Source organism: Galbibacter orientalis DSM 19592 (genome assembly GCF_000260115.1).
In the GTDB taxonomy this organism is placed as follows: domain Bacteria; phylum Bacteroidota; class Bacteroidia; order Flavobacteriales; family Flavobacteriaceae; genus Galbibacter; species Galbibacter orientalis.
In genome coordinates this window covers 3,304,024-3,324,366 of record NZ_JH651379.1, presented here as the reverse complement: position 1 = coordinate 3,324,366, position 20,343 = coordinate 3,304,024, and the positions used below count along the sequence as shown (strand labels likewise).

At 32.3% G+C, this 20,343-nt stretch carries 20 protein-coding genes and 1 pseudogene; 14 read left to right on the top strand and 7 right to left on the bottom strand.

Going from position 1 to position 20,343, the window contains the following annotated elements:
• Positions 1–253 precede the first annotated feature (253 nt).
• On the top strand, positions 254–487 hold the full coding sequence (locus JOOMADRAFT_RS14635) for a hypothetical protein (protein WP_008614698.1): 234 nt from the start codon (positions 254–256) through the stop codon (positions 485–487).
• Positions 487–804 carry a type II toxin-antitoxin system RelE/ParE family toxin gene (locus JOOMADRAFT_RS14630; RefSeq protein WP_008614696.1) on the top strand — a complete coding sequence of 106 codons (318 nt, stop codon included), beginning with the start codon at positions 487–489 and terminating at the stop codon, positions 802–804. Before JOOMADRAFT_RS14635 ends, JOOMADRAFT_RS14630 begins: the two co-directional genes overlap by 1 nt.
• Positions 805–896: 92 nt before the next feature.
• Here the strand turns inward: JOOMADRAFT_RS14630 and JOOMADRAFT_RS20800 are convergent.
• A pseudogene (locus JOOMADRAFT_RS20800) lies at positions 897–1,064 on the bottom strand (IS1182 family transposase); the annotation flags it as partial.
• 118 nt (positions 1,065–1,182) lie between these two features.
• Between JOOMADRAFT_RS20800 and JOOMADRAFT_RS14625 the strand changes: the two are divergent.
• Complete coding sequence (locus JOOMADRAFT_RS14625; protein WP_008614695.1) at positions 1,183–3,564, top strand: S9 family peptidase; 2,382 nt, start codon at positions 1,183–1,185, stop codon at positions 3,562–3,564.
• 204 nt (positions 3,565–3,768) lie between these two features.
• Here JOOMADRAFT_RS14625 and JOOMADRAFT_RS14620 read toward each other — a convergent pair whose 3' ends face one another.
• Both JOOMADRAFT_RS14620 and JOOMADRAFT_RS14615 read right to left on the bottom strand, forming a co-directional pair.
• Complete coding sequence (locus JOOMADRAFT_RS14620; RefSeq protein ID WP_008614693.1) at positions 3,769–4,254, bottom strand: monoheme cytochrome C; 486 nt, start codon at positions 4,252–4,254, stop codon at positions 3,769–3,771.
• Position 4,255: 1 nt separating this feature from the next.
• Complete coding sequence (locus JOOMADRAFT_RS14615) at positions 4,256–5,476, bottom strand: sulfite oxidase (protein ID WP_008614691.1); 1,221 nt, start codon at positions 5,474–5,476, stop codon at positions 4,256–4,258.
• Between the two features lie 126 nt (positions 5,477–5,602).
• Between JOOMADRAFT_RS14615 and JOOMADRAFT_RS14610 the strand changes: the two genes are divergently transcribed.
• Together JOOMADRAFT_RS14610 and JOOMADRAFT_RS14605 are read left to right on the top strand one after the other, a co-directional pair.
• Positions 5,603–5,896, top strand: a complete 294-nt coding sequence (locus JOOMADRAFT_RS14610; protein ID WP_008614689.1) for a DUF6787 family protein — start codon at positions 5,603–5,605, stop codon at positions 5,894–5,896.
• 607 nt (positions 5,897–6,503) lie between these two features.
• The gene (locus JOOMADRAFT_RS14605) at positions 6,504–8,804 is read left to right on the top strand and encodes a TonB-dependent receptor (protein WP_008614685.1); all 2,301 of its coding nucleotides are present in this window, start codon (positions 6,504–6,506) and stop codon (positions 8,802–8,804) included.
• A gap of 185 nt (positions 8,805–8,989) precedes the next feature.
• On the opposite strand, the gene JOOMADRAFT_RS14600 is transcribed toward JOOMADRAFT_RS14605, so the two are convergent.
• The 3 genes from JOOMADRAFT_RS14600 to JOOMADRAFT_RS14590 form a co-directional block, all read right to left on the bottom strand.
• The gene (locus JOOMADRAFT_RS14600; RefSeq protein ID WP_008614683.1) at positions 8,990–9,289 is read right to left on the bottom strand and encodes a hypothetical protein; all 300 of its coding nucleotides are present in this window, start codon (positions 9,287–9,289) and stop codon (positions 8,990–8,992) included.
• A 96-nt stretch (positions 9,290–9,385) separates the two neighbouring features.
• Entirely contained in the window at positions 9,386–9,982 is a 597-nt protein-coding gene (gene folE, locus JOOMADRAFT_RS14595; RefSeq protein WP_008614680.1) for a GTP cyclohydrolase I FolE, read from the bottom strand.
• A gap of 153 nt (positions 9,983–10,135) precedes the next feature.
• Positions 10,136–10,987: a hypothetical protein gene (locus JOOMADRAFT_RS14590; RefSeq protein WP_008614678.1), complete on the bottom strand. Its 852-nt coding sequence runs from the start codon at positions 10,985–10,987 to the stop codon at positions 10,136–10,138.
• Between the two features lie 137 nt (positions 10,988–11,124).
• Between JOOMADRAFT_RS14590 and JOOMADRAFT_RS14585 the strand changes: the two genes are divergently transcribed.
• The 9 genes from JOOMADRAFT_RS14585 (at position 11,125) to JOOMADRAFT_RS14545 (ending at position 19,809) form a co-directional block, all read left to right on the top strand.
• Positions 11,125–11,790, top strand: a complete 666-nt coding sequence (locus JOOMADRAFT_RS14585; RefSeq protein WP_008614676.1) for an ABC transporter ATP-binding protein — start codon at positions 11,125–11,127, stop codon at positions 11,788–11,790.
• 165 nt (positions 11,791–11,955) lie between these two features.
• A complete protein-coding gene (locus JOOMADRAFT_RS14580) occupies positions 11,956–12,720 on the top strand; it encodes a TIGR02757 family protein (protein ID WP_008614674.1) in 765 nt (254 codons plus the stop codon).
• 76 nt (positions 12,721–12,796) lie between these two features.
• Positions 12,797–14,287: a S10 family peptidase gene (locus JOOMADRAFT_RS14575; RefSeq protein ID WP_008614672.1), complete on the top strand. Its 1,491-nt coding sequence runs from the start codon at positions 12,797–12,799 to the stop codon at positions 14,285–14,287.
• A 371-nt stretch (positions 14,288–14,658) separates the two neighbouring features.
• Positions 14,659–16,572, top strand: coding sequence for a BatA domain-containing protein (locus tag JOOMADRAFT_RS14570; protein WP_008614670.1), 1,914 nt, complete (start codon positions 14,659–14,661; stop codon positions 16,570–16,572).
• Positions 16,569–17,822, top strand: coding sequence for a dihydroorotase (locus JOOMADRAFT_RS14565; protein WP_008614667.1), 1,254 nt, complete (start codon positions 16,569–16,571; stop codon positions 17,820–17,822). The genes JOOMADRAFT_RS14570 and JOOMADRAFT_RS14565 overlap by 4 nt, the downstream gene beginning before the upstream one ends.
• Positions 17,823–17,845: 23 nt before the next feature.
• Complete coding sequence (locus tag JOOMADRAFT_RS14560; RefSeq protein WP_008614665.1) at positions 17,846–18,175, top strand: membrane protein; 330 nt, start codon at positions 17,846–17,848, stop codon at positions 18,173–18,175.
• Positions 18,176–18,189: 14 nt separating this feature from the next.
• Positions 18,190–18,849, top strand: coding sequence for an alpha/beta hydrolase (locus tag JOOMADRAFT_RS14555; RefSeq protein ID WP_008614664.1), 660 nt, complete (start codon positions 18,190–18,192; stop codon positions 18,847–18,849).
• A gap of 25 nt (positions 18,850–18,874) precedes the next feature.
• Positions 18,875–19,261 carry an SMU1112c/YaeR family gloxylase I-like metalloprotein gene (gene gloA2 / locus JOOMADRAFT_RS14550; RefSeq protein WP_008614663.1) on the top strand — a complete coding sequence of 129 codons (387 nt, stop codon included), beginning with the start codon at positions 18,875–18,877 and terminating at the stop codon, positions 19,259–19,261.
• A gap of 131 nt (positions 19,262–19,392) precedes the next feature.
• On the top strand, positions 19,393–19,809 hold the full coding sequence (locus JOOMADRAFT_RS14545) for a thiol-disulfide oxidoreductase DCC family protein (protein ID WP_008614662.1): 417 nt from the start codon (positions 19,393–19,395) through the stop codon (positions 19,807–19,809).
• 19 nt (positions 19,810–19,828) lie between these two features.
• On the opposite strand, the gene JOOMADRAFT_RS14540 is transcribed toward JOOMADRAFT_RS14545, so the two are convergent.
• Complete coding sequence (locus tag JOOMADRAFT_RS14540; RefSeq protein ID WP_008614661.1) at positions 19,829–20,158, bottom strand: L-rhamnose mutarotase; 330 nt, start codon at positions 20,156–20,158, stop codon at positions 19,829–19,831.
• Between the last annotated feature and the right edge of the window lie 185 nt (positions 20,159–20,343).

Below are 20,343 nucleotides of genomic sequence, written 5' to 3'. Positions count from 1 at the left end.
ACTACACCAGTAACCAGGTTGCACAAGACTTTATAAAAACAAGATAGTTTTAAGCCCTTTTAAGGGCTTTTATTTTACGATCTAATTAAGTTGTACATTAAAATTAGAGAGCTTAAAACAGCATAAAATGTGTTTTAGTAAAGCTTTGTAAATATACGAGCGACCGTTGGTAACAAGCTGAAAGATTCGTTAAACCAAGAAAGATATTGATTGAATTTGATAATTTAGTATCTTTGATAAAAAGAAATTCGAAATGAATATAGAAGCTCGAAAAATAGAATTTATTCAAGAATTCTTAAAACTTCAAAGCGAGGAGACAATTTCCAAGCTTGAGAAAATATTAAAAAAGGAAAAAGATACTTCTGACGAAAGACTTTTTAGACCTATGACCATAGATAAGTTAAACAAACGAATTGACAAATCGGAATCGGATTTTAAAAACAATCGATTTAAAACAAGTTCTGAGCTTTTAGCCAAATATGAATAATGAACTTTAAAATTATTTGGTCTGACTTTTCTGAAACTCAACTTGACGAAATTTATGAATATTACGAAAAGAAAGCAAGTTTAAAAGTTGCTACTAAAATTGTAACTGGAATAATTAAAGAATCTGAAAAATTAATAAAAGCATCCCTCATAGGACAAGAAGAAGAATTACTAACAGATAGGGTAATTCAATATCGCTATTTGGTTTTCAAAAATCACAAAATGATATATTCTGTTGATGAACAAAACGGATTTATAAAAATTGCTGATATTTTTGATACACGGCAAAATCCGCCGAAAATGAAACGAACAAAATAAAAGCCTGATTGCCAACACCAGTAACCAGGTTGCACAAGACTTTATAAAAACAAGATAGATATAAGCCCTTTTAAGGGCTTTTATTTTACGATCTAATTAAGTTGTACGTTAAAATTAGGGAACTTAAAACAGCATAAAATATGTTTTTGAAGAGCTTTTAAAAAAGAAGATGAGCCTTTTAAGCTTCCCACTCCACTTTTAGCATGTTTTTGGATGAACTTCAGATACTTTTTAAGGTTGTAGGCAATGGCAGAAAGCTGCCTATATCAAATTTTTGCTACCTTGCGCAATAGGCACACCTCATTAGAATGAATTCTATTTTCACCAGTTACTACAAATCATTATATTTGGTTTTTCCTATAAATCATAGCAACTACAATGACAAAAAGTTTCTTTCTAAACCTATTCCTATTAGCTAGTATTAGCTTTATTCAAGCCCAAGAAAACAACAATTCAACCCTTAGTATAAAAGAGATTATGCAAGGTGATGATTTTGTAGGGCATTTACCATCAAATGCTAATTGGTCGGTGGACGGCAAAGCAATTTATTTTGATTGGAATCCAGAAAATGCTTACAGTGATTCTCTGTATGCTTACCGAGTTTCTTCAGAAAAAATTGAGAAAATTCCTTTTGACAGAGCCTATAAATTACCGTCTAATTACGGAACTTTCAACAGTACTAAGTCAAAGAAAATATATAGTAAACATGGGGATGTTTTTATAATTGACATTCCTACTTCAGAAATAACACAAATTACAAATACCCAAGATAGAGAAAGCAATGTTCATTTTACCAAAAATGAAACGCAAATTGCCTATGTTAGAGATAATAACATTTATACTTGGGATATAGAAACTGGCGTTACTAAACAAATAACAGATTTCAGTACAAAAAAAGAAGAGAAAGAAGACAAAAGAAGTGAAAAAGACGAATGGTTACACCAAGATCAATTAGCTTTATTTGATGTTTTACGGGAACGAAAAGAAAAAAAAGATCAGCAAGAAGTTTTTTATAAAAAAGAAAATCTTAAAAAACCACTTGCTATATACACAGATGGAAAATCTATTTACAATCAGCAAAATAGTCCGGATGGAAAATATGTAAGCTACCTAACAGTAAAACGAGAAGATAGTAAAGGGACTATTACACCGCATTATGTTACCGAATCTGGCTACACAGAAGATCAGAATACACGTTCTAAAGTTGGTGATACTCCAGACACATACGAGTTATTTATCTACGATATCGAAAACAGAAAAACCTATCCTATTGTTTTAGATAACCTAGAAGGATTGGATTACGTTCCAGAATATACTAAAGATTACCCAGATAAAGTTTATAAAAACGACAACCGAATTGGTTATATAAGTGGTCCTATTTGGAACAAAGACGGTAGTAAAGCTGTTTTAGATATTAACACCAATGATTATAAAGACCGCTGGATTGTTCTATTAAATGTAAAAGATGGAACAGTAACTAATTTAGATCATCAACATAATGCAGCATGGATTGCAGGACCTGGCATTGGCGGATATCGTGGTGGAGAGCTTGGCTGGATGCCAGATGAGAAAAGTATTTGGTTTCAATCAGAAAAGTCAGGTTATTCTCACCTTTACACTTTAAATACGGAGACTAAAAAAGCAAAAGCCCTAACTTCAGGAGAGTTTGAAATCTACGATCCTAAAATTTCAAACGATAAAAAGCACTGGTATTTTACTGCAAACAAAACTCATCCTGGCGATCGTCAATTTTACAGAATGCCTTTAAATGGCGGAAAATTAGAGCAACTAACCGATATGGTTGGTAGAAATGATATAACGCTTTCTCCTGATGAAAAACAAATGGCTATTCTCTATTCTTATGCTAATAAACCAACAGAGTTATTTATAAAAGAAAATCCTGTTTACAGCAAAAATACAACTGCTAAGCAACTAACACATTCTACTACTGATGCTTTTAAAAAGTATAACTGGAAAGACCCAGAAGTAATTACTTTTAAGGCAAATGATTGTGCAGAAGTGCATGCCAGACTCTATAAACCAGCAGAAAGTACTAAAAATAAAGCTGCGGTTATTTTTGTTCATGGTGCTGGATATTTACAGAATGCTCATAAATGGTGGAGTTCTTATTTCCGTGAGTATATGTTTCATAATATTTTAGTAGACAATGGTTACACTGTTTTAGATATTGATTACCGCGGAAGTGCAGGATATGGCAGTAAATGGCGCACAGGTATTTACCGTCATATGGGAGGAAAAGACTTAAGCGACCAAGTAGATGGTGCAGCGTATTTGGTAAAAGAGCTTGGAATTCACAAGGAAAAAGTAGGAATCTACGGAGGTTCTTATGGTGGTTTTATTACGCTTATGGCAATGTTTAACGAAGCTGATACCTTTACTGCAGGTGCTGCAATTCGTTCTGTTGGCGATTGGGCAGCGTATAACCACGGATATACAGCTCGTATTTTAAATACTCCAACAACAGACAGTTTGGCTTATAGAAGAAGTTCTCCTATTTATTTTGCAGAGGGTTTGAAAGGAGATTTACTTATTCTTCATGGAATGGTAGACGACAATGTGCATTTTCAAGATATGGTACGTTTGTCGCAAAGATTAATTGAATTAGGAAAAACCAATTGGGATATGGCAATATATCCAGTAGAAAGACATGGTTTTGTAGAGCCTAGTAGTTGGACAGATGAATATACGAGAATCTATAACTTATTCAATAAAAGTTTACTTGGAATAAACGCGAATTAAATAGAATAAAATAATACTTCCTAACTTTTACATTTATAAAGTTAGGAAGTATTTAATCTCTATTGTTAATATCTGAGTATAAATGCGAGACCTCTTCGTTATAAGAAAAAAGACTAAATATTAACTATCATAAAATAAATAGTTTAAAGAAATAATATTACAAAAATACGTTTACATTAACTTGAACGTGAAAAAACTAAACTTTTACTTCAACTCATACCACTCTTCTACCGTTAAATTTTGACGGCGACCTTTATTTTCTGGTGCGTAGTTTTTAGCCAAATAATCTAAAATTATCGACTCTTGGTCGCCTAAATCCCATAAGTTCTGAGTTTTTTGCATCCATCTAATAGTAGTAAGCCACCCTTCTCGGGTCATACGGTTTTGAGTAACAAGTTTAGCAGAATGGCAATTCGTACAATTATTAATCACCGCTTCTAGTCCGTTTGCTGCTATAAAACCTGTTTCTGTATGAATTCCATCTTTAATTTCTATTTCTGAATTCTCTTCGAGAGATTCAGTAACTACTTCTTCTGTAGTTATATTCGGACTTTTATCGAATAATTTGGTATCTGGAAAAAGAACTAAAAACATCAAAAAAAATCCGATTCCAAAAAAAGCAATTGTAAACAACGATAAACTTTTGGATAAAACTTTTACTTCTTGTAAAAAACGTTCTTTCTTATCCATACTAACTTACCTTTACTGCTATTCTATGACACGCATTATTTAAATACCCTTTTGGATTCCAACCTGGAAGTACCATTGGCTGACTCTTGCCATTACTATCGGTAGCTCGTGCCCATATTTCATAATAACCAACCTCTGGAAAGGAGGTTTTTGCAGAAAAGTGTTGCCAAGCAAGTCTATTTTTGGGAGCGGTAATTTCACATTCATGCCAAGTGGAACCAAAATCAATTGAATACTCCATTTTAGCAACCTCTAAATCGCCTGCCCAAGCATGACCATTAAAAGATAGTTCCTGACCAAGCTTTAGCATAGCTCCTGTTTTAGGATACGTAATTAACGATTTTACAGGCATGGATTCTATAATACACATGTCTTTATCTGCTACCTTTTCTCCGGGCGCCACAGGTTTACAAGGCACACGGTATGCTTGTCCTGTCATTTTTGTGCCATCGTGTACTATATTTCGGATACTTATTCTATTAATCCACTTACCAGAAACCGACGCTGGCCAACCACCAGCAACCAAACGCAAAGGATAACCATGTGCTATTGGAATGGCTTCACCATTCATTTCAAAAGCTATTAAAGTTTCGTCCTCCAAAGCTTTTTTCATAGGGCAACCACGAGAAATTGGTTCTTTATCTGGACTTCTACTTAAATGAATGTCTGCTGCATGATATCCTATATAAACAGCATCCTCTTTAATTTCTACATCTTCCAAAACATCGCGCAATCTAACTCCAGTCCATTCAGCGCAATGCACTGCCCCTAGTCCCCACTGATTTCCTTTTGCAGGCGGATTAAACTCTTTACGCCCATTTCCGCCACACTCCAACGTGAGTTGATAAGTATATTGTTTAAACTTACTTTTTAAATCGTTTAAAGTATAGGTTTTTGTTTTTGAAACAGATTCTCCATCTATGGTAAGCGTCCAATTTTCAACATCAATATTTTCAGGAAGTAACCCATTATTCCTAATAAACATAGCTTTATTAGGCGTAATGTCATCATTCAACAAATGTGCTTTAGATTCTATGTTCCATGGCTTGTCATTCAATACCAGCATTTCTTTATCTTTTTTAAACATTGAAAAAGGATCTGGATCTTGAAGTATTAATGGTTTATATCCCTTCGGCAAATACTTTCCGTAAACAATGGTAGTTCCTGCCGCTAAAGTAGCTGAAGCTAAGATAGTTTTACTGATAAAATCTCTTCGTTGCATGAAAAATGGTTAATTAATAAGGATAAATATAGAAATTCTCATACTGTTATATTTAATTTCATGAGAAATTAACACATGTTTTCTCAAGCTAAGAAATTCATTTATATTTGCAATGAAAATTAATCCATGGAAAAATTAAAAAAGCGCTGGGGTATTACCTCTAATTTTCAGCTAACTATCATTTTTATTGTATTTGCAATAACAGGATCTACTGCTGCTAAAGTTGCTGGTCCAATTACCGAGTACATCGGTTTGCATCCAGATGCGCTTCATCCAATTTTATATTGGATTGTTAGAATCTTGTTAATCTTCCCTATTTATCAAGTATTATTGATTTTCTTTGGGTGGCTTTTCGGACAATTTGCTTTTTTCTGGAATTTTGAAAAAAAGATGTTAAACCGATTAGGAATAAAAATCTAATCATTTGAAGGAAATAAAACACATACTCGTAGGTTTTTTCTCTTTATTGCTAATTTCAGCGATATTGATTCCTTCTGCCCTAAAATTTTCTCACTTTTTTATAGCTCATAGCCATGTTGAGTGTAATGAGCATGTAAAAACACATTTTCACCAATCGGATTTTGAATGTAAGCTATTTAAGTTTCATCATACTCATCAAATAAATTTCACCCCAGAGGAAATTACGTTTACTATTCTTACACTTCCTTCTGAACAAAATTTTAATCATTACTTTCATTTAAGTGAATATCAAACTCTTCATTTTTCACTCCGTGGTCCGCCAACTGCATAAAGTATCTTAAGTTTTTTTCGACTTACAAATAAATATATTCGTTTTAAGAAATGTCAGCATAGAAGATACTGTTGCTACTTATTTCTATAAAATGATAAGATTACTGAGTTACATTCGGTAGTTCAAGAAAAAAACTAACTCATTTTAGAGGAGAGTTACAAAACTAAATCTCGATAAACGAGTAAAAATCCACATTAGAACTATTTATAAAGAATTTTTCCATATTAATTATAGCTTAATTAATAATAGAATTCAGAAAAAGAATAAATCAAATACATGAAAAATACATTAATGTTTATACTCTTATTGAGTATTACATCTATTATAAATGCACAAAATAGTATTGGCGGAACTGTTACAGATGCAACCACAAATAACAAAATTCCCTATGCAACTATTTACCTACCACAATTAGAAAAAGGAACTAGTACTAATGAAGATGGAACTTTTATATTAGAAAGTCTACCCCAGGGCACCTATAAAATTGTAGTATCTTCAATAGGATTTAAAACTTTTTCCAAAGACGTTACGGTAAACGGAGCTATTAAATTAGATGTGCAAATAGCACCATCTGCAATTGAAATGGAAGAAGTTATAGTCTCTACTCCTTTCCATAAATTGCAAAGTGAAAATGTAATGAAAGTAGAACGACAAAGCATGGAGGAGCTCAAAACCAAAGGAGCCATGACCTTGTCTGACGGAATTACAGATATAAGTGGAGTAGAAAGCGTAAGTACAGGAGTTGGAATAGGAAAACCTGTTATTCGCGGACTGAGTTCCAATAGAGTTTTGGTGTACACTCAAGGCGTACGCTTAGAGAATCAGCAATTTGGAGGAGAACACGGACTTGGAGTAAATGATGCAGGAATAGAAAGTGTAGAGGTTATAAAAGGCCCTGCTACCCTTCTCTATGGATCTGATGCACTTGGAGGTGTACTCTATCTAAATCCTGAAAAATTTGCAGTCCAGAATAGTACCGAAGGAGATGTAAACGTAAATTACTTTACAAACACCGAAGGAGTTACCGCAAATGGTGGCTTTAAAACATCTGGAGATAAATTAAAATTTTTAGTTCGTGGTGCTTATGGCTCACATGCAGATTATCAAGATGGAAACGGAACATATACCACCAATTCTAGATTTAATGAATATGATTTAAAGTCTGGGTTTGGGTATCAAGACACTAATTTTAAAACCGAATTACGTTATAATTTTAACCGCTCAAATCTAGGAATTCCTGAAGAAATAGGAGTGCAAAATAGAGACCGAGATCCATTACTTCCTTATCAAGAAATAGACAACCATGTTATAAGTTCTAAAAGCACGCTATTTTTTGATAAAAGTAGCTTAGATATTACTTTAGGTTATGTTGCAAATAACCGTAAAGAATTTGAAGACGAACATCATCACGAGGAGCATGGAGATGAACATGAGGAGCATGGAGATGAAGAACACGAGGAGCACGAAGACGAACATGAAGAACATGCACATGGAGATGAAGCTGCTTTAAATATGAAACTTCATACCTTGAGTTACAATGTACTTTACCACTTACCAGAAACTGGAAAGTTTGAAACCATTTTTGGAGTACAGGGAATGCATCAAACTAATGAAAACTCTGGAGAAGAAGTTTTAATTCCAGATGCTACAACTGTAGATTTTGGTGTTATGGCTACCACACATTACCACATGAAAAATAGCGATATCCAAATAGGTCTCCGCTATGATACCAGAGATATTGAAGCCAAAGAAACTGGAGATGTAGGTAGTGAATCTTATATCCCAGCACTCAATAGAAACTTTAATAGTTTTAATGCTTCTGCAGGATATAGAGTTACCATAGCTCAAAAAATTATAGCACGTCTTAATCTTGCAACAGGCTTTAGAGCTCCTAATTTGGCAGAGCTAACATCCAATGGCGGACATAGTGGTGCTAATAGATATGAAATAGGAAATGAAGCTCTAAAAAATGAACAGAATTTCCAAACAGACCTCTCTTTAGAATACGGAAATGAACATATTGAGTTCTTTGTAAATGGTTTTTATAATGCAATAAGCGATTATATCTATTTACAACCAACGGGACAATTTATTGATGATGATCCCGTTTATCAATATGTACAAGATGATAGTAATTTATATGGTGGGGAAATTGGTTTTCATTTACATCCACATCCTTTAGATTGGTTGCATTTAGAAAGTAGTTTTGAAACGGTTACTGGTAAGTTAGCCGACTCCAATGTGTATTTACCGCTTATTCCAGCTAATAAACTTTCAAATACATTTAGAGTTGAGTTTGACGGAAAGCAAGTTTCTAACAAATATGCTTTTGTTACCCTACAGAATGTATTTAATAAAAATAATGTTGGGGATTTCGAAACTAGAACTGGTGGATATTCCCTCGTAAATCTAGGTTTTGGAGCAACTATCAAAGCTTACAATCAGCCTTTTAATATTAAACTATCTGCCAATAATCTATTTGATAAAGAATATGTTTCTCATCTATCTAGATTAAAACCTGATGGAATTTACAACATCGGAAGAAATATCAATATTGGAGTAACTGTTCCTTTTTAAAGTAAAATTATTTTGAAATAATTCCCTCAAGTCTATATAGACGGCCCCCGAAGTATTTAATATTAAAAATTCGGGGGTTTTTATTTTTAACTTTTCTTGATTTTTATGGATAGGCAAAAAGTATAGAAATCCTTTCCTCACCTCTACTCTCGTCACTTTTTTATCTCTCCTTTAGACAAAAAAGATTACGAAGTTACTACTTGAGTGGCTTTATCTTTTTTTATAACATAGGTATAAATCCAAGTTAAAGTAAAGGTTGGAATAATATCTAATCCTGGTACTAACTCTTCTATAAAAGTAATTGCCCCTGCTCCTTGACCAATCCGCCCTTTGTACATACGCGTCATTAACCAACCCGAAATTGGTGCCCAAATAATATCAGAAAACTCTCCAATACCAGGAATTGCATAGGAAACCATTCCAAGCGCATCAAATATCAATCCGATAAAAAGTTTTTTGTATTTATTATCGTCAGAACTAATCATACGGTAATTTTTTATAATTATAGAACAATAAAAATGCCAAAATATTGAATTCATCTTGACTTTTTTTGTTTGAGTGAAAAAGTCAAGATATGTTCTTTATCCTAAATCAGAACTTATTAGCTTAAGAAATTCGTTTCTCGTTTCTATTTTTTCAAACTGACCTCTAAATCCAGAAGTGGTGGTAACAGAATTTTGTTTTTGTACACCACGCATCATCATACACATATGCGATGCTTCTATAACTACTGCTACCCCCTGTGGTTTTAGCGTACTATTAATACATTCTAAAATATCATGTGTTAGTCTTTCTTGAACTTGTAACCTCCGTGCATATACATCTACAATACGTGGTAATTTACTTAGTCCAACAATATAGCCATTAGGGATATAAGCAATATGAGCTTTTCCAAAAAAAGGCAATAAATGATGTTCGCAGAGCGAATATAATTCGATGTCTTTTACAATCACCATTTCATTATAATCCTCTTTAAACATGGCTCCTTTTAGTATTTCAGCAGCATTTTGTTGGTAGCCTTGCGTTAAAAACTGCATCGCTTTAGAAGCTCTTTCAGGAGTTTTTAAAAGTCCTTCTCTAGCCGTATCTTCTCCTATCTCACTTATAATATTTTCATACTGATTACGAATAGTTTCAGTAGTTTCTATATTATATTCTTCAAAAGTTTTGTATGCCATTTAATAATCCTATTATATTTTCAACCTTAAAAATACCCTTTTTTTATGAATATAATCAAATAACCAAAGAACCTTAGGAAAATATAGTTATATATAAATATCGTTATTTTTACTTCATACAAAACTATCTATATTCATTAGACTTTATTAATATTATTCGGAAAATAAAATAGCTTCTTGTTCAAAATAATTACTATCATAGTCATCTTTACCATCTCCAGTAATATTATATGCTGCTATATATGTCCATGAATTTATATCAGGATATATCCAATTAAGCAGTTTATCATTAACAAAAGTATTTTTACTATATAGTTTGTTAAAGTAGGAGTTGATTGTTATAAAATCGTCTACTTGATATACATGAATAATTTCATGTGCTATAACATTTGTTTTATTATTATATACACCATCTATTTTGGTTCTATCATACAATATTGTATATGTATATGCAAAAGCTACATAATTAGCTGGAGAAGTATTTGTTGAGAAAACTAAATTTCCTGTTTTTAGAGAAGTATTAATGTCGAAATCTCCTTTAGTAGCAACGTAGATAGTTCTTCCTAAAGCATATGGCATTACTTTAAAATAAAATGATCTTCCAGCCTTCTTAGGGTTTAAATGATACTCAAATCGAGTAAAACCAATATTTAAGTGCCAACGCTTCCAAAAATCAATATTTGAAGCCGCATTTTCAGTTATAGAAGTTCCTGCTGCATTAACAAGCTTACTGCTCCAAGCATATAGTGGACTACCTGTATTGGCATAGCCTTGAATAATGTTTTTACTACCATATATTACAGTACCGCCAATAGCTCCTTGCCATAGCCCCTTTAAAAAGGCATGTCCTAGCTTTTCATTTTCTTTTTTATTGATAGCCGACCCTATTCCACTAAATAACGAGCTTCCTATAACATTATATGTTATTGCTTTACCATGACTTAAATCTTGAGAACTGACTTTTATTATGGAGAATAAAAATAGCATCAAATAAACTCTTATCATTTTAAATATTTTTCATGTAATTTATTAAAATATTTTATACGTATAGACTATTTTCTTTATTAAAACATATAATGAATTCAAACATATACTTTTGTTTTAAATACTGAATAAGTACCTTAGCAACTTTAGATAAGTTTATGATAAAAGCTACAAACATTCGTAAAACATTTGGGTCTTTAGAAGTTTTAAAAGGCGTTAATGCTACTATAGATAAAGGAGAAATAATTTCTATTGTCGGGGCTTCTGGAGCTGGTAAAACTACCCTTTTACAAATTTTAGGAACACTAGACAAGCCTGATAAAACTAAAGATTTACAGCTACATATTAACGGTATTGAAGTAAGCAAATTAAATGATAAAGATTTAGCTAAATTTAGAAATGAACACATTGGATTCATTTTTCAATTTCATCAATTATTGCCAGAATTTACAGCGCTCGAGAATGTTTGCATTCCTGCATTTATAAAGAATACTCCAAAAGATGAAACAGAGAAAAGAGCTAAAGAATTATTGGAATTTTTAGGATTATCTCATAGAGTTAACCACAAACCCAACGAATTATCTGGAGGAGAACAACAACGTGTAGCAGTAGCGAGAGCATTAATAAATAGCCCATCTATTGTTTTTGCTGATGAACCCAGTGGAAATTTAGATTCTGAAAGTGCCGACAGACTTCATAATCTTTTCTTTGAATTAAGAGATAAATTCGGACAAACATTTGTTATTGTAACCCATAATGAAGAATTGGCAGATATGGCAGACAGAAAGTTAACCATGGTTGATGGAGATATTGTTGGAAATTAGCGTTTCAGTGCTCAGTGCTCAGTATCCAGTAAGCAATTTTTTATGAGGCAAAGGGACAAAGTTTCTAAACATAATATTCTTCACCTTTACCTTTTTAACTTTACATACTTTCATACTTTCAACTTTCAACTTTCAACTTTCAACTTTACAACATATATATAACCTTTGAAACAATCCGAATTAAAAGAGTTTTTAGACGAAAAAGTATCATTTTACAATAATCTTGATTTTATTGAAAGCGACCCTATTCAGGTTCCGCACTCTTTTCAGCAAAAAGAGGACATAGAAATTTCAGGATTTTTAGCAGCTACCATCGCTTGGGGAAACCGAAAAAGTATTATTAAAAATGCTCATAAAATGATGGATCTTATGGGGAATACACCATACGATTTTGTTATCAATCATTCAGAAGAAGATTTAAAAAAGCTTCTTCCTTTTATACATCGTACATTTAATGGTCATGATTTTATTCAGTTTATAAAAAGTTTACAACACATATATAACACTTATGATGGGATGGAAACTATATTTAGAGAAAACGCTTCAAACACATCTCTACAGCCTGCCATTACTGCTTTTAAAAATGTTTTCTTTGAAATAGAACATCTCCCAAGAACTCAAAAACACGTTTCTAATCCGTTAAAAGGCTCGTCGGCAAAGCGTATTAACATGTTTTTACGATGGATGGTAAGACAAGATACCCGTGGAGTTGATTTCGGAATTTGGAAAAATATCTCTCCTGCGCTCCTCTCCTGCCCACTAGATGTACATTCTGGAAATGTAGCGAGAAAGCTAGGGCTTTTAAAGCGAAAACAAAATGACGCAAAAGCACTAGCAGAACTAGATTTAAGTCTAAGAAAATTAGACTCCAAGGATCCTGTTAAATATGATTTTGCACTATTTGGTCTCGGAGTTTTCGAAAAGTTTTAAGTTAATGCTGAAAAGAAGAATTCATTACTCTTCTTTTTTTCTTATTTTAGTTTCTTAATTAAAAATCCTCTATTACATGTTGAAAAATTTACTTTCGATTTGCATGTTTTTCTGCTGCATTTCAATAATCAATTCTCAGAAATTAAAACTTCCTTCCGATTCTATTGTTTCTACTAAACATCAGGTTTCAATAAATGGAAAAAAGATAAGTTACCAAGCTAACACAGGTACTTTACCAGTTTGGGATGATGAAGGAAACGAAATAGCAACCCTTTTTCATACGTATTATTTCCGAACAGATATAGATGACAACACAACAAGACCCCTTGTAATATCTTTTAACGGAGGGCCAGGTTCGGCTTCTGTTTGGATGCATATTGCTTATACGGGACCTAAAGTCTTAAATATTGATGATGAAGGATACCCAATTCAACCTTATGGCGTAAAAGACAATCCTAATTCTATTTTGGATGTTGCTGATATTGTCTATGTAAATCCTGTAAATACTGGATATTCTAAAATGATAGCCGATAAAGAGGGGAAATATCCAGATAAAGAAAAGTTCTTCGGAATTAATGCTGATATTAGATATTTAGCCGATTGGATTACGTCTTTTGTTACTAGAAATAACCGTTGGAGATCTCCTAAGTATATTATTGGAGAAAGTTATGGAGGAACTCGTGTAGCCGGATTGTCATTAGCATTACAGGAAAGAGAATGGATGTATTTAAACGGTGTAATTATGGTTTCTCCAGCAGATTATAAAGTCTTAGATGGTGAAAACCCTGTAGCTAAAGCAATAAACTTACCTTATTATGCTGCTACCGCATGGCATCAAAAAGCCTTAACCGCCGATTTACAACAAAAAGATTTGTTGGAGATTTTACCAGAAGTAGAAGACTTTACTGTAAATACTCTTATTCCAGCCATTTCTAAAGGTGGTTCTTTATCGAAAACAGAAAAAGAAGCGGTTGCCAAACAAATGTCCAAATACTCAGGATTATCAGAAGAGTCCATCCTTCAACACAATTTAGTAGTTCCTACCTCTTTCTTTTGGAAAGAACTTTTAAGAGATAAGAGTTTTACTGTAGGGAGATTGGATTCTCGCTATTTAGGAATTGATAAAATGGATGCTGGGAACAGACCAGATTACAATGCAGAATTAACTTCGTGGTTACACTCCTTTACTCCTGCTATAAATTACTATTTACAGGAAGAACTGAATTTCAAAACTGATATTCCTTATAAAATGTTTGGGAATGTTCATCCATGGAATAAAGAAAATGACAATACTAGAGAGAATCTTAGACAAGCAATGGCAGAAAATCCATACTTAAATGTTTTATATCAAGTAGGATATTATGATGGAGCTTGTACTTATTTTAATACGAAATATAGTATGTGGCAAATGGATCCTTCGGGAAGAATGAAAGATAGAATCCAATTTAAAGGTTACCGAAGCGGACACATGATGTACCTTAGAAAAGAAGATTTAAAAACGGCTAACGACGATATTAGAGCGTTTATACTTTCTACTTCCAATCAAGGAAAAGCTGCTAAGTATTAAATTTTAACGACAAAAACGAGAGGTCTAAAAAGTAATTATATTTTAAATGTCATCCTGAGCTTGTTGAAGGGTCCTTTTGGGTGTTCGTTGTTTAAAACTTAGACAAGCTTTGACAACTACAAATTATTTTTTAGACCTTTTCGTTTCTTTTCAAAAGGATTACTTTTTTGTTTTAGATGGAAAAATACAAGATAAAAATCTAATCTACAATTACTTATAAAATAAACTAAAGAATCATTACCTTTTAAAACTTTCGCCTTGTTTATTTCCTTTTATAGAGGCAATTACTTTGTCTATAATAAATCCATCCATGAGGGTTTCAAGAATACTTCTTTAATTGTATCTTTGATTTGAAATTATAACTAAAAGGAATGCAGTTTAAACATCCAGAAATTCTTTGGGCTCTTTTTCTACTTATCATTCCTATTATTATTCACTTATTCCAACTCCGTAAATTCCAAAAAGAAGCATTTACCAACGTTGCTTTTTTAAAACAATTAAATTTACAAACCCGTAAAAGTTCACAACTAAAAAAGTGGCTTGTTTTATTAACTAGATTATTAGCTCTAGCTTCAGTAATTATAGCCTTTACAGAACCTTACTTTGCTAATAGAAATATTAAGACTACCGCAAGAGAAACTGTAATTTACCTAGACAATTCCTACAGCATGGAATTAAAAGGAAGTCATGGTACCTTACTTCAAGGAGCTATTAATCAGTTAATTAAAAACATTCCAGAAACAGAAGTGTTTTCTTTATTTACTAATACTGATAGTTATAAAGATGTAAAAATTACAGCTATAAAAAATGAGCTTTTAACCGATTCTTATTCTTCCACTCAATTAGAACTCAATGAAGTTTTTCTAAAAGGAAATCAATTATTTTCTGATAAAAATACTATTAAAGACTTTATCCTTTTATCTGATTTTCAACAGCGTGAGCCTTTTAAAATTGATTCTAAAGAAGATGAAACTCTATATTTTGTTCAGCTACAACCTTCAGAAAAAAACAATATAGCAATAGATAGCGTTTATATTGACAAGAAAGAATTGTCAACCTACGAATTGAAAGTACAGGTTTCAAAAAACTATCCAGTAGATAATCTTCCTATAGCCTTGTATGATGGTGATAAATTAATAGCTAAAACTTCCGTTACCTTTGAAAATAACCTTGGAACCGCCATTCTTTCTGTTCCGTCAGGAAATCTAAAAGGGAAAATTAGTATTGAAGATAATGGTTTACAATATGATAATAGCTTATACTTTTCCATAAATAAAAATGACAATATAAATGTATTAGCTATTAATAATGCTGATGACAATTTTTTGAAAAAAATCTTTACAGAAGATGAATTTAACTACACCAACACTCCTACAAATGCTATAGATTACAATAGTATTCAGCAACAAAATTTAATTGTTTTAAATGAGTTAAAAGTTATTCCAAACTCGTTAATAACAACTCTTTTAGAAGTTAAAAAACAAGGGGCAAATATTTTAATAATCCCTTCAGTAGAAACGGATTTAAATACTTATAATCAGTTATTTAAAAACATATCAAACGCTTCCATAGTTTCTTTAGATAAAAAAGAAAAACAAATTACCACCATTGCATTTGACCATCCTTTATTTAAAAATGTTTTTGATGCTAAAGTCACCAATTTTCAATATCCAAAAACCAAAATCTCTTATAGCTTGTTAGGAACTAATGAAAATGTAATTTCCTATACAGATAACACTCCTTTTTTAGCCGAAAATAATGGGATTTATATTTTTACTTCTCCATTAAATAAGGAGGTAGGAAATTTTCAAAATTCCCCGCTCATTGTACCAACTCTTTATAATATAGCAAAGCAAAGTTTAGCCCTTCCAAATCTATATTATACAATTGGAAAGAATATCACTTTTGATGTAAAGGCAAAACTTACCTCCGACGAAATTCTAACTATAGAAAATAAAAACACCTCATTTATACCGCTGCAACAAACTTACAGTAATCATATTAGCATTACTACTACCAATTTACCTAAAGAAGCGGGCGTGTACACCATTACAAAAAATAAAGAGGAGTTTATGGACGTAAGCTTTAATTTCAGTAGAAAAGAAAGCGAACTGAATTATCTAGATATCAATACAATTACTCCTAAAAATACCTTTTCTAATATTCCAGACGCATTTAAAAATATAAAAAGTGAAAACAATGTCGATGAGCTTTGGAAATGGTTTGTTATTTTTGCATTGGTATTTTTATGTATCGAACTGCTCATTCTAAAATATTTTAAATGAATATCCTTCTAAAGTCGGCTAAAATAATAGCTCCAAACAGCGAATATCATCAGCAAATAAAAGACATTCTTATTAAGGATGGAATTATCTCTAAAATTGATAACTCCATTGCCACTGATAAGGACACAAAAGTTATATCTTATGATAATCTTCATGTTTCTGAAGGTTGGTTTGATAGCAGCGTGAGTCTTGGTGAGCCTGGACATGAAGAACGAGAAACTATTGAAAACGGACTAAAAACGGCTGGTTTAAGTGGTTTTACAGGAATTGCGGTTAATCCAAATGCATATCCAATTGCAGACACCAATGCCGATATAGGATTTTTAAAAGCAAAAGCATCTGGAAATGCAACCAATTTATATCCTATAGGAGCGCTAACAATAAAGAGTGAAAGTGTGGATTTGGCAGAGCTTTTTGATATGAAAAATGCAGGAGCAGTAGCTTTTGGCGATTATCAACAACCTATTAGCAATCCTAACTTACTTAAAATTGCTTTACAATACACTCAAAATTTTGACGGACTAGTACTCTCCTTTCCGCAGGAAAATAAAATTGCAGGAAAAGGAATCGTTAATGAAGAGGCAAATGGTACAAAACTAGGACTAAAAGGAATACCAGCTTTAGCAGAAGAATTACAAATAGCACGCGACTTATTTATATTAGAATACTCGGGCGGAAAACTACACATCCCTACTATTTCCACTGCTAAATCGGTTAGCCTTATAAAAGACGCTAAAGCTAAAGGATTGGATGTTACATGCAGTGTTGCCATACATAATTTAATCCTAACCGATGATGCATTAATCGAGTTTGACACAAATTATAAAGTATTACCTCCATTACGTACTCAAAAAGACACAGAAGTCTTAATTAAAGCCTTAAAAGAAGGAATAATCGACTTTGTAACCTCAGACCATAACCCGTTAGATACAGAGTTGAAAAAGGTAGAATTTGACCATGCCGCTTATGGTACTATAGGTTTAGAAAGTGCTTTTGGAGCCTTACAAACAGTAGTTTCTACAGAAAAGGCAATTGAACTTTTAACAAGTGGGAAATTAAGATTTGGGATTCCTTCTGAAAAAATAAAAGTAGGAAGTAATGCAAATCTGACACTTTTTAATCCTGATGAAACCTATACCTTTGAGAATAACCATATCCTTTCTACTTCTAAAAATAGTGCATTTTTAGGCGAAAATTTAAAAGGAAAAGTTTATGGAATACTAGCTAATAATCAATTATTAGTTAAATAACCTTATATATAAATCAAAATAGAATGGAAATCAAACCAGAACGCGAAGGCAAAACAGCAGCTATTATTGGGTATTTAATGTTAGTTGGTGCTATAATTGCCATTTTTCTAAATTTAGAAAAGCAAAATCCTTTTGCACGCTTTCATATCCGTCAAGGTTTTGGTTTAAGCCTTATGTTTATTTCAATTGGATATGTAATAAGCTATTTTAATTCCTGGATGATTTCTTCTGCTTTCTATCTTTGTATTTCTATTCTATGGATTTACGCTTTTATAGGAATGCTTCAAGAAAAATATTCTGAAGTTCCAGTAATAGGAAAGTATTTCCAACAGTGGTTTACATTTATTAAATAATTAAAATTCGCAATTTGCAAACACAAACACTTTCATTACATCATATAATAAGAGCTCCTAAAACGCAAAGTGAAAATTCTCCAGTGTTATTTATGTTCCATGGTTATGGGAGCAATGAAGAAGATTTATTTTCTTTTGCTTCAGAATTACCCGACGAACTTTTTATAATTTCTGTAAGGGCTCCACAGGATTTAATGCCTTATGGCCATGCTTGGTACGCTATTCATTTTGATGCCGAAGATGGAAAATGGAGCGATGATGCACAAGCAATTCAATCAAGAGAATTAATAGCAAATTTTATTGATGAGGCTTGTAATGCCTATAAATTGGATGCTACTAATGTTACATTATTAGGCTTTAGTCAAGGAGCTATTTTAAGTTATGCCGTTGCCTTGTCTTACCCAGAAAAAGTGAAAAATATAATTGCTTTGAGTGGTTATGTAAACCAAAGTATTATTACTGAAGATTATAAAGATAAAGATTATACCAATATAAGTTTTTATTGCTCCCACGGAAGTGTAGACCAAGTAATTCCTGTAGACTGGGCACGTAAAACAGCTCCTTTTTTAGAGGCCTTACAAATTAAACATATATATGAAGAATTCCCTGTAGGTCATGGTGTTGCTCCACAAAACTTCTATTCATTACTAAATTGGTTGAAAGAACGTATTTAAAAAGGAAACAATTATCGGATAAATTATGCTAAGTAAAATTCATCATATCGCTATTATTTGTTCTGATTACAAAGTTTCTAAGCATTTTTATACCGAAGTTTTAGGTTTAACTATTCTACAAGAAGTATATAGAAAAGAACGCGATTCTTACAAATTGGATTTAGCACTAAATGGAAGTTACATAATAGAATTATTCTCCTTCCCTAACCCACCAAATAGGGTTTCTAGACCTGAAGCCACAGGACTTCGGCATTTAGCTTTCCAAGTTGAAAATATAGACATTTCCATTAAGAAATTACATCAACATAAAATTACAACCGAAGCGGTAAGAGTGGATGAATTTACTGGAAAGCGATTTACTTTTTTTAACGACCCCGATAATTTACCTATTGAATTATACGAAGTTTCCTAATTGCATTATTCAGAATAGTATCTTTGTTATAAACACTTCAGAAAGTGTACTTAAGATATTGAATAGGACAATAAAAAATCAATACAAAATTTGGAAGATTCAAATCTCAATTATTGAGGAAAACGGAAACAATGGAACTAGAAAGCGGAAAAAAAATAATTTTATTTGACGGAGTATGCAATTTATGCAACCGCAGTGTGCAGTTTGTTATAAAGAGAGACTCAAAAGACGTTTTTAGGTTTGCCTCTTTACAAAGCGATTTAGGAAAAAAGCTTTTAGCAGAAAGAAGTATCAATCCGCAAGAAACAGATTCTATTGTACTAATAGAGCCAAATGTAGCATATTACACAAGGTCTTCTGCAGCCATAGAAATTGCAAAAGAATTGGGAGGGCTTTGGAGCTTAATTAGTGCTTTTAATTACATTCTTCCAGAAAACATTCGAGACTCTATTTATAACTTTATTGCTAAAAATCGCTATAAATGGTTCGGAAAGAAAGATGAATGTCCGCTTCCAACACCTGAACAGAGAAGAAAGTTTATTGAATAGGCTGACTAATTCTGAAGAATTAAAGTTCGAAAATCTTATCCATTAACACCCATTTTTCTCCTGATTTGGCGAAAGGTAATTTTTGCTGATAATTCCACATTAATTCTTCCCATTTTTGCTCTATTGGGTTTTCTGGATTTCCGATTGTATCTTTTTCAATTGAAAAATCATTAGATACGCTTACTAACATAAAAAGACGATTTCCAACATGAAATATTTCCATATTTTTTACTCCAGATTCTTTTATGGATTGTAAAACCTCAGGCCATACGTTTTGATGATGTTGAATGTATTCTTCAATTTTCTCAGAATCATCTTTCAAGTCTAGCGCGAATGCATATTTTTTCATATTCTAATTCTACTAATTACTCTTTAAATTTAAGAGAAAGCATAACAGATTTTTCTTTCAATATCAATCCGTTTCCCCCTATTCTTTCATAATTTTCAACCTTTCAACCTTTCAACCTTTCAACTATCAACTATCAACCATCAACCATTAACCATTAACCATTAACCATTAACCATTAACCATTA

Coding starts and splice junctions, on each gene's coding strand:
- JOOMADRAFT_RS14635 (WP_008614698.1), top strand. CDS start 254: ATGAATATAGAAGCTCGAAAAATAGAATTTATTCAAGAATTCTTAAAA.
- JOOMADRAFT_RS14630 (WP_008614696.1), top strand. CDS start 487: ATGAACTTTAAAATTATTTGGTCTGACTTTTCTGAAACTCAACTTGAC.
- JOOMADRAFT_RS14625 (WP_008614695.1), top strand. CDS start 1,183: ATGACAAAAAGTTTCTTTCTAAACCTATTCCTATTAGCTAGTATTAGC.
- JOOMADRAFT_RS14620 (WP_008614693.1), bottom strand. CDS start 4,254: ATGGATAAGAAAGAACGTTTTTTACAAGAAGTAAAAGTTTTATCCAAA.
- JOOMADRAFT_RS14615 (WP_008614691.1), bottom strand. CDS start 5,476: ATGCAACGAAGAGATTTTATCAGTAAAACTATCTTAGCTTCAGCTACT.
- JOOMADRAFT_RS14610 (WP_008614689.1), top strand. CDS start 5,603: ATGGAAAAATTAAAAAAGCGCTGGGGTATTACCTCTAATTTTCAGCTA.
- JOOMADRAFT_RS14605 (WP_008614685.1), top strand. CDS start 6,504: ATGAAAAATACATTAATGTTTATACTCTTATTGAGTATTACATCTATT.
- JOOMADRAFT_RS14600 (WP_008614683.1), bottom strand. CDS start 9,289: ATGATTAGTTCTGACGATAATAAATACAAAAAACTTTTTATCGGATTG.
- folE (WP_008614680.1), bottom strand. CDS start 9,982: ATGGCATACAAAACTTTTGAAGAATATAATATAGAAACTACTGAAACT.
- JOOMADRAFT_RS14590 (WP_008614678.1), bottom strand. CDS start 10,987: ATGATAAGAGTTTATTTGATGCTATTTTTATTCTCCATAATAAAAGTC.
- JOOMADRAFT_RS14585 (WP_008614676.1), top strand. CDS start 11,125: ATGATAAAAGCTACAAACATTCGTAAAACATTTGGGTCTTTAGAAGTT.
- JOOMADRAFT_RS14575 (WP_008614672.1), top strand. CDS start 12,797: ATGTTGAAAAATTTACTTTCGATTTGCATGTTTTTCTGCTGCATTTCA.
- JOOMADRAFT_RS14570 (WP_008614670.1), top strand. CDS start 14,659: ATGCAGTTTAAACATCCAGAAATTCTTTGGGCTCTTTTTCTACTTATC.
- JOOMADRAFT_RS14565 (WP_008614667.1), top strand. CDS start 16,569: ATGAATATCCTTCTAAAGTCGGCTAAAATAATAGCTCCAAACAGCGAA.
- JOOMADRAFT_RS14560 (WP_008614665.1), top strand. CDS start 17,846: ATGGAAATCAAACCAGAACGCGAAGGCAAAACAGCAGCTATTATTGGG.
- gloA2 (WP_008614663.1), top strand. CDS start 18,875: ATGCTAAGTAAAATTCATCATATCGCTATTATTTGTTCTGATTACAAA.
- JOOMADRAFT_RS14545 (WP_008614662.1), top strand. CDS start 19,393: ATGGAACTAGAAAGCGGAAAAAAAATAATTTTATTTGACGGAGTATGC.
- JOOMADRAFT_RS14540 (WP_008614661.1), bottom strand. CDS start 20,158: ATGAAAAAATATGCATTCGCGCTAGACTTGAAAGATGATTCTGAGAAA.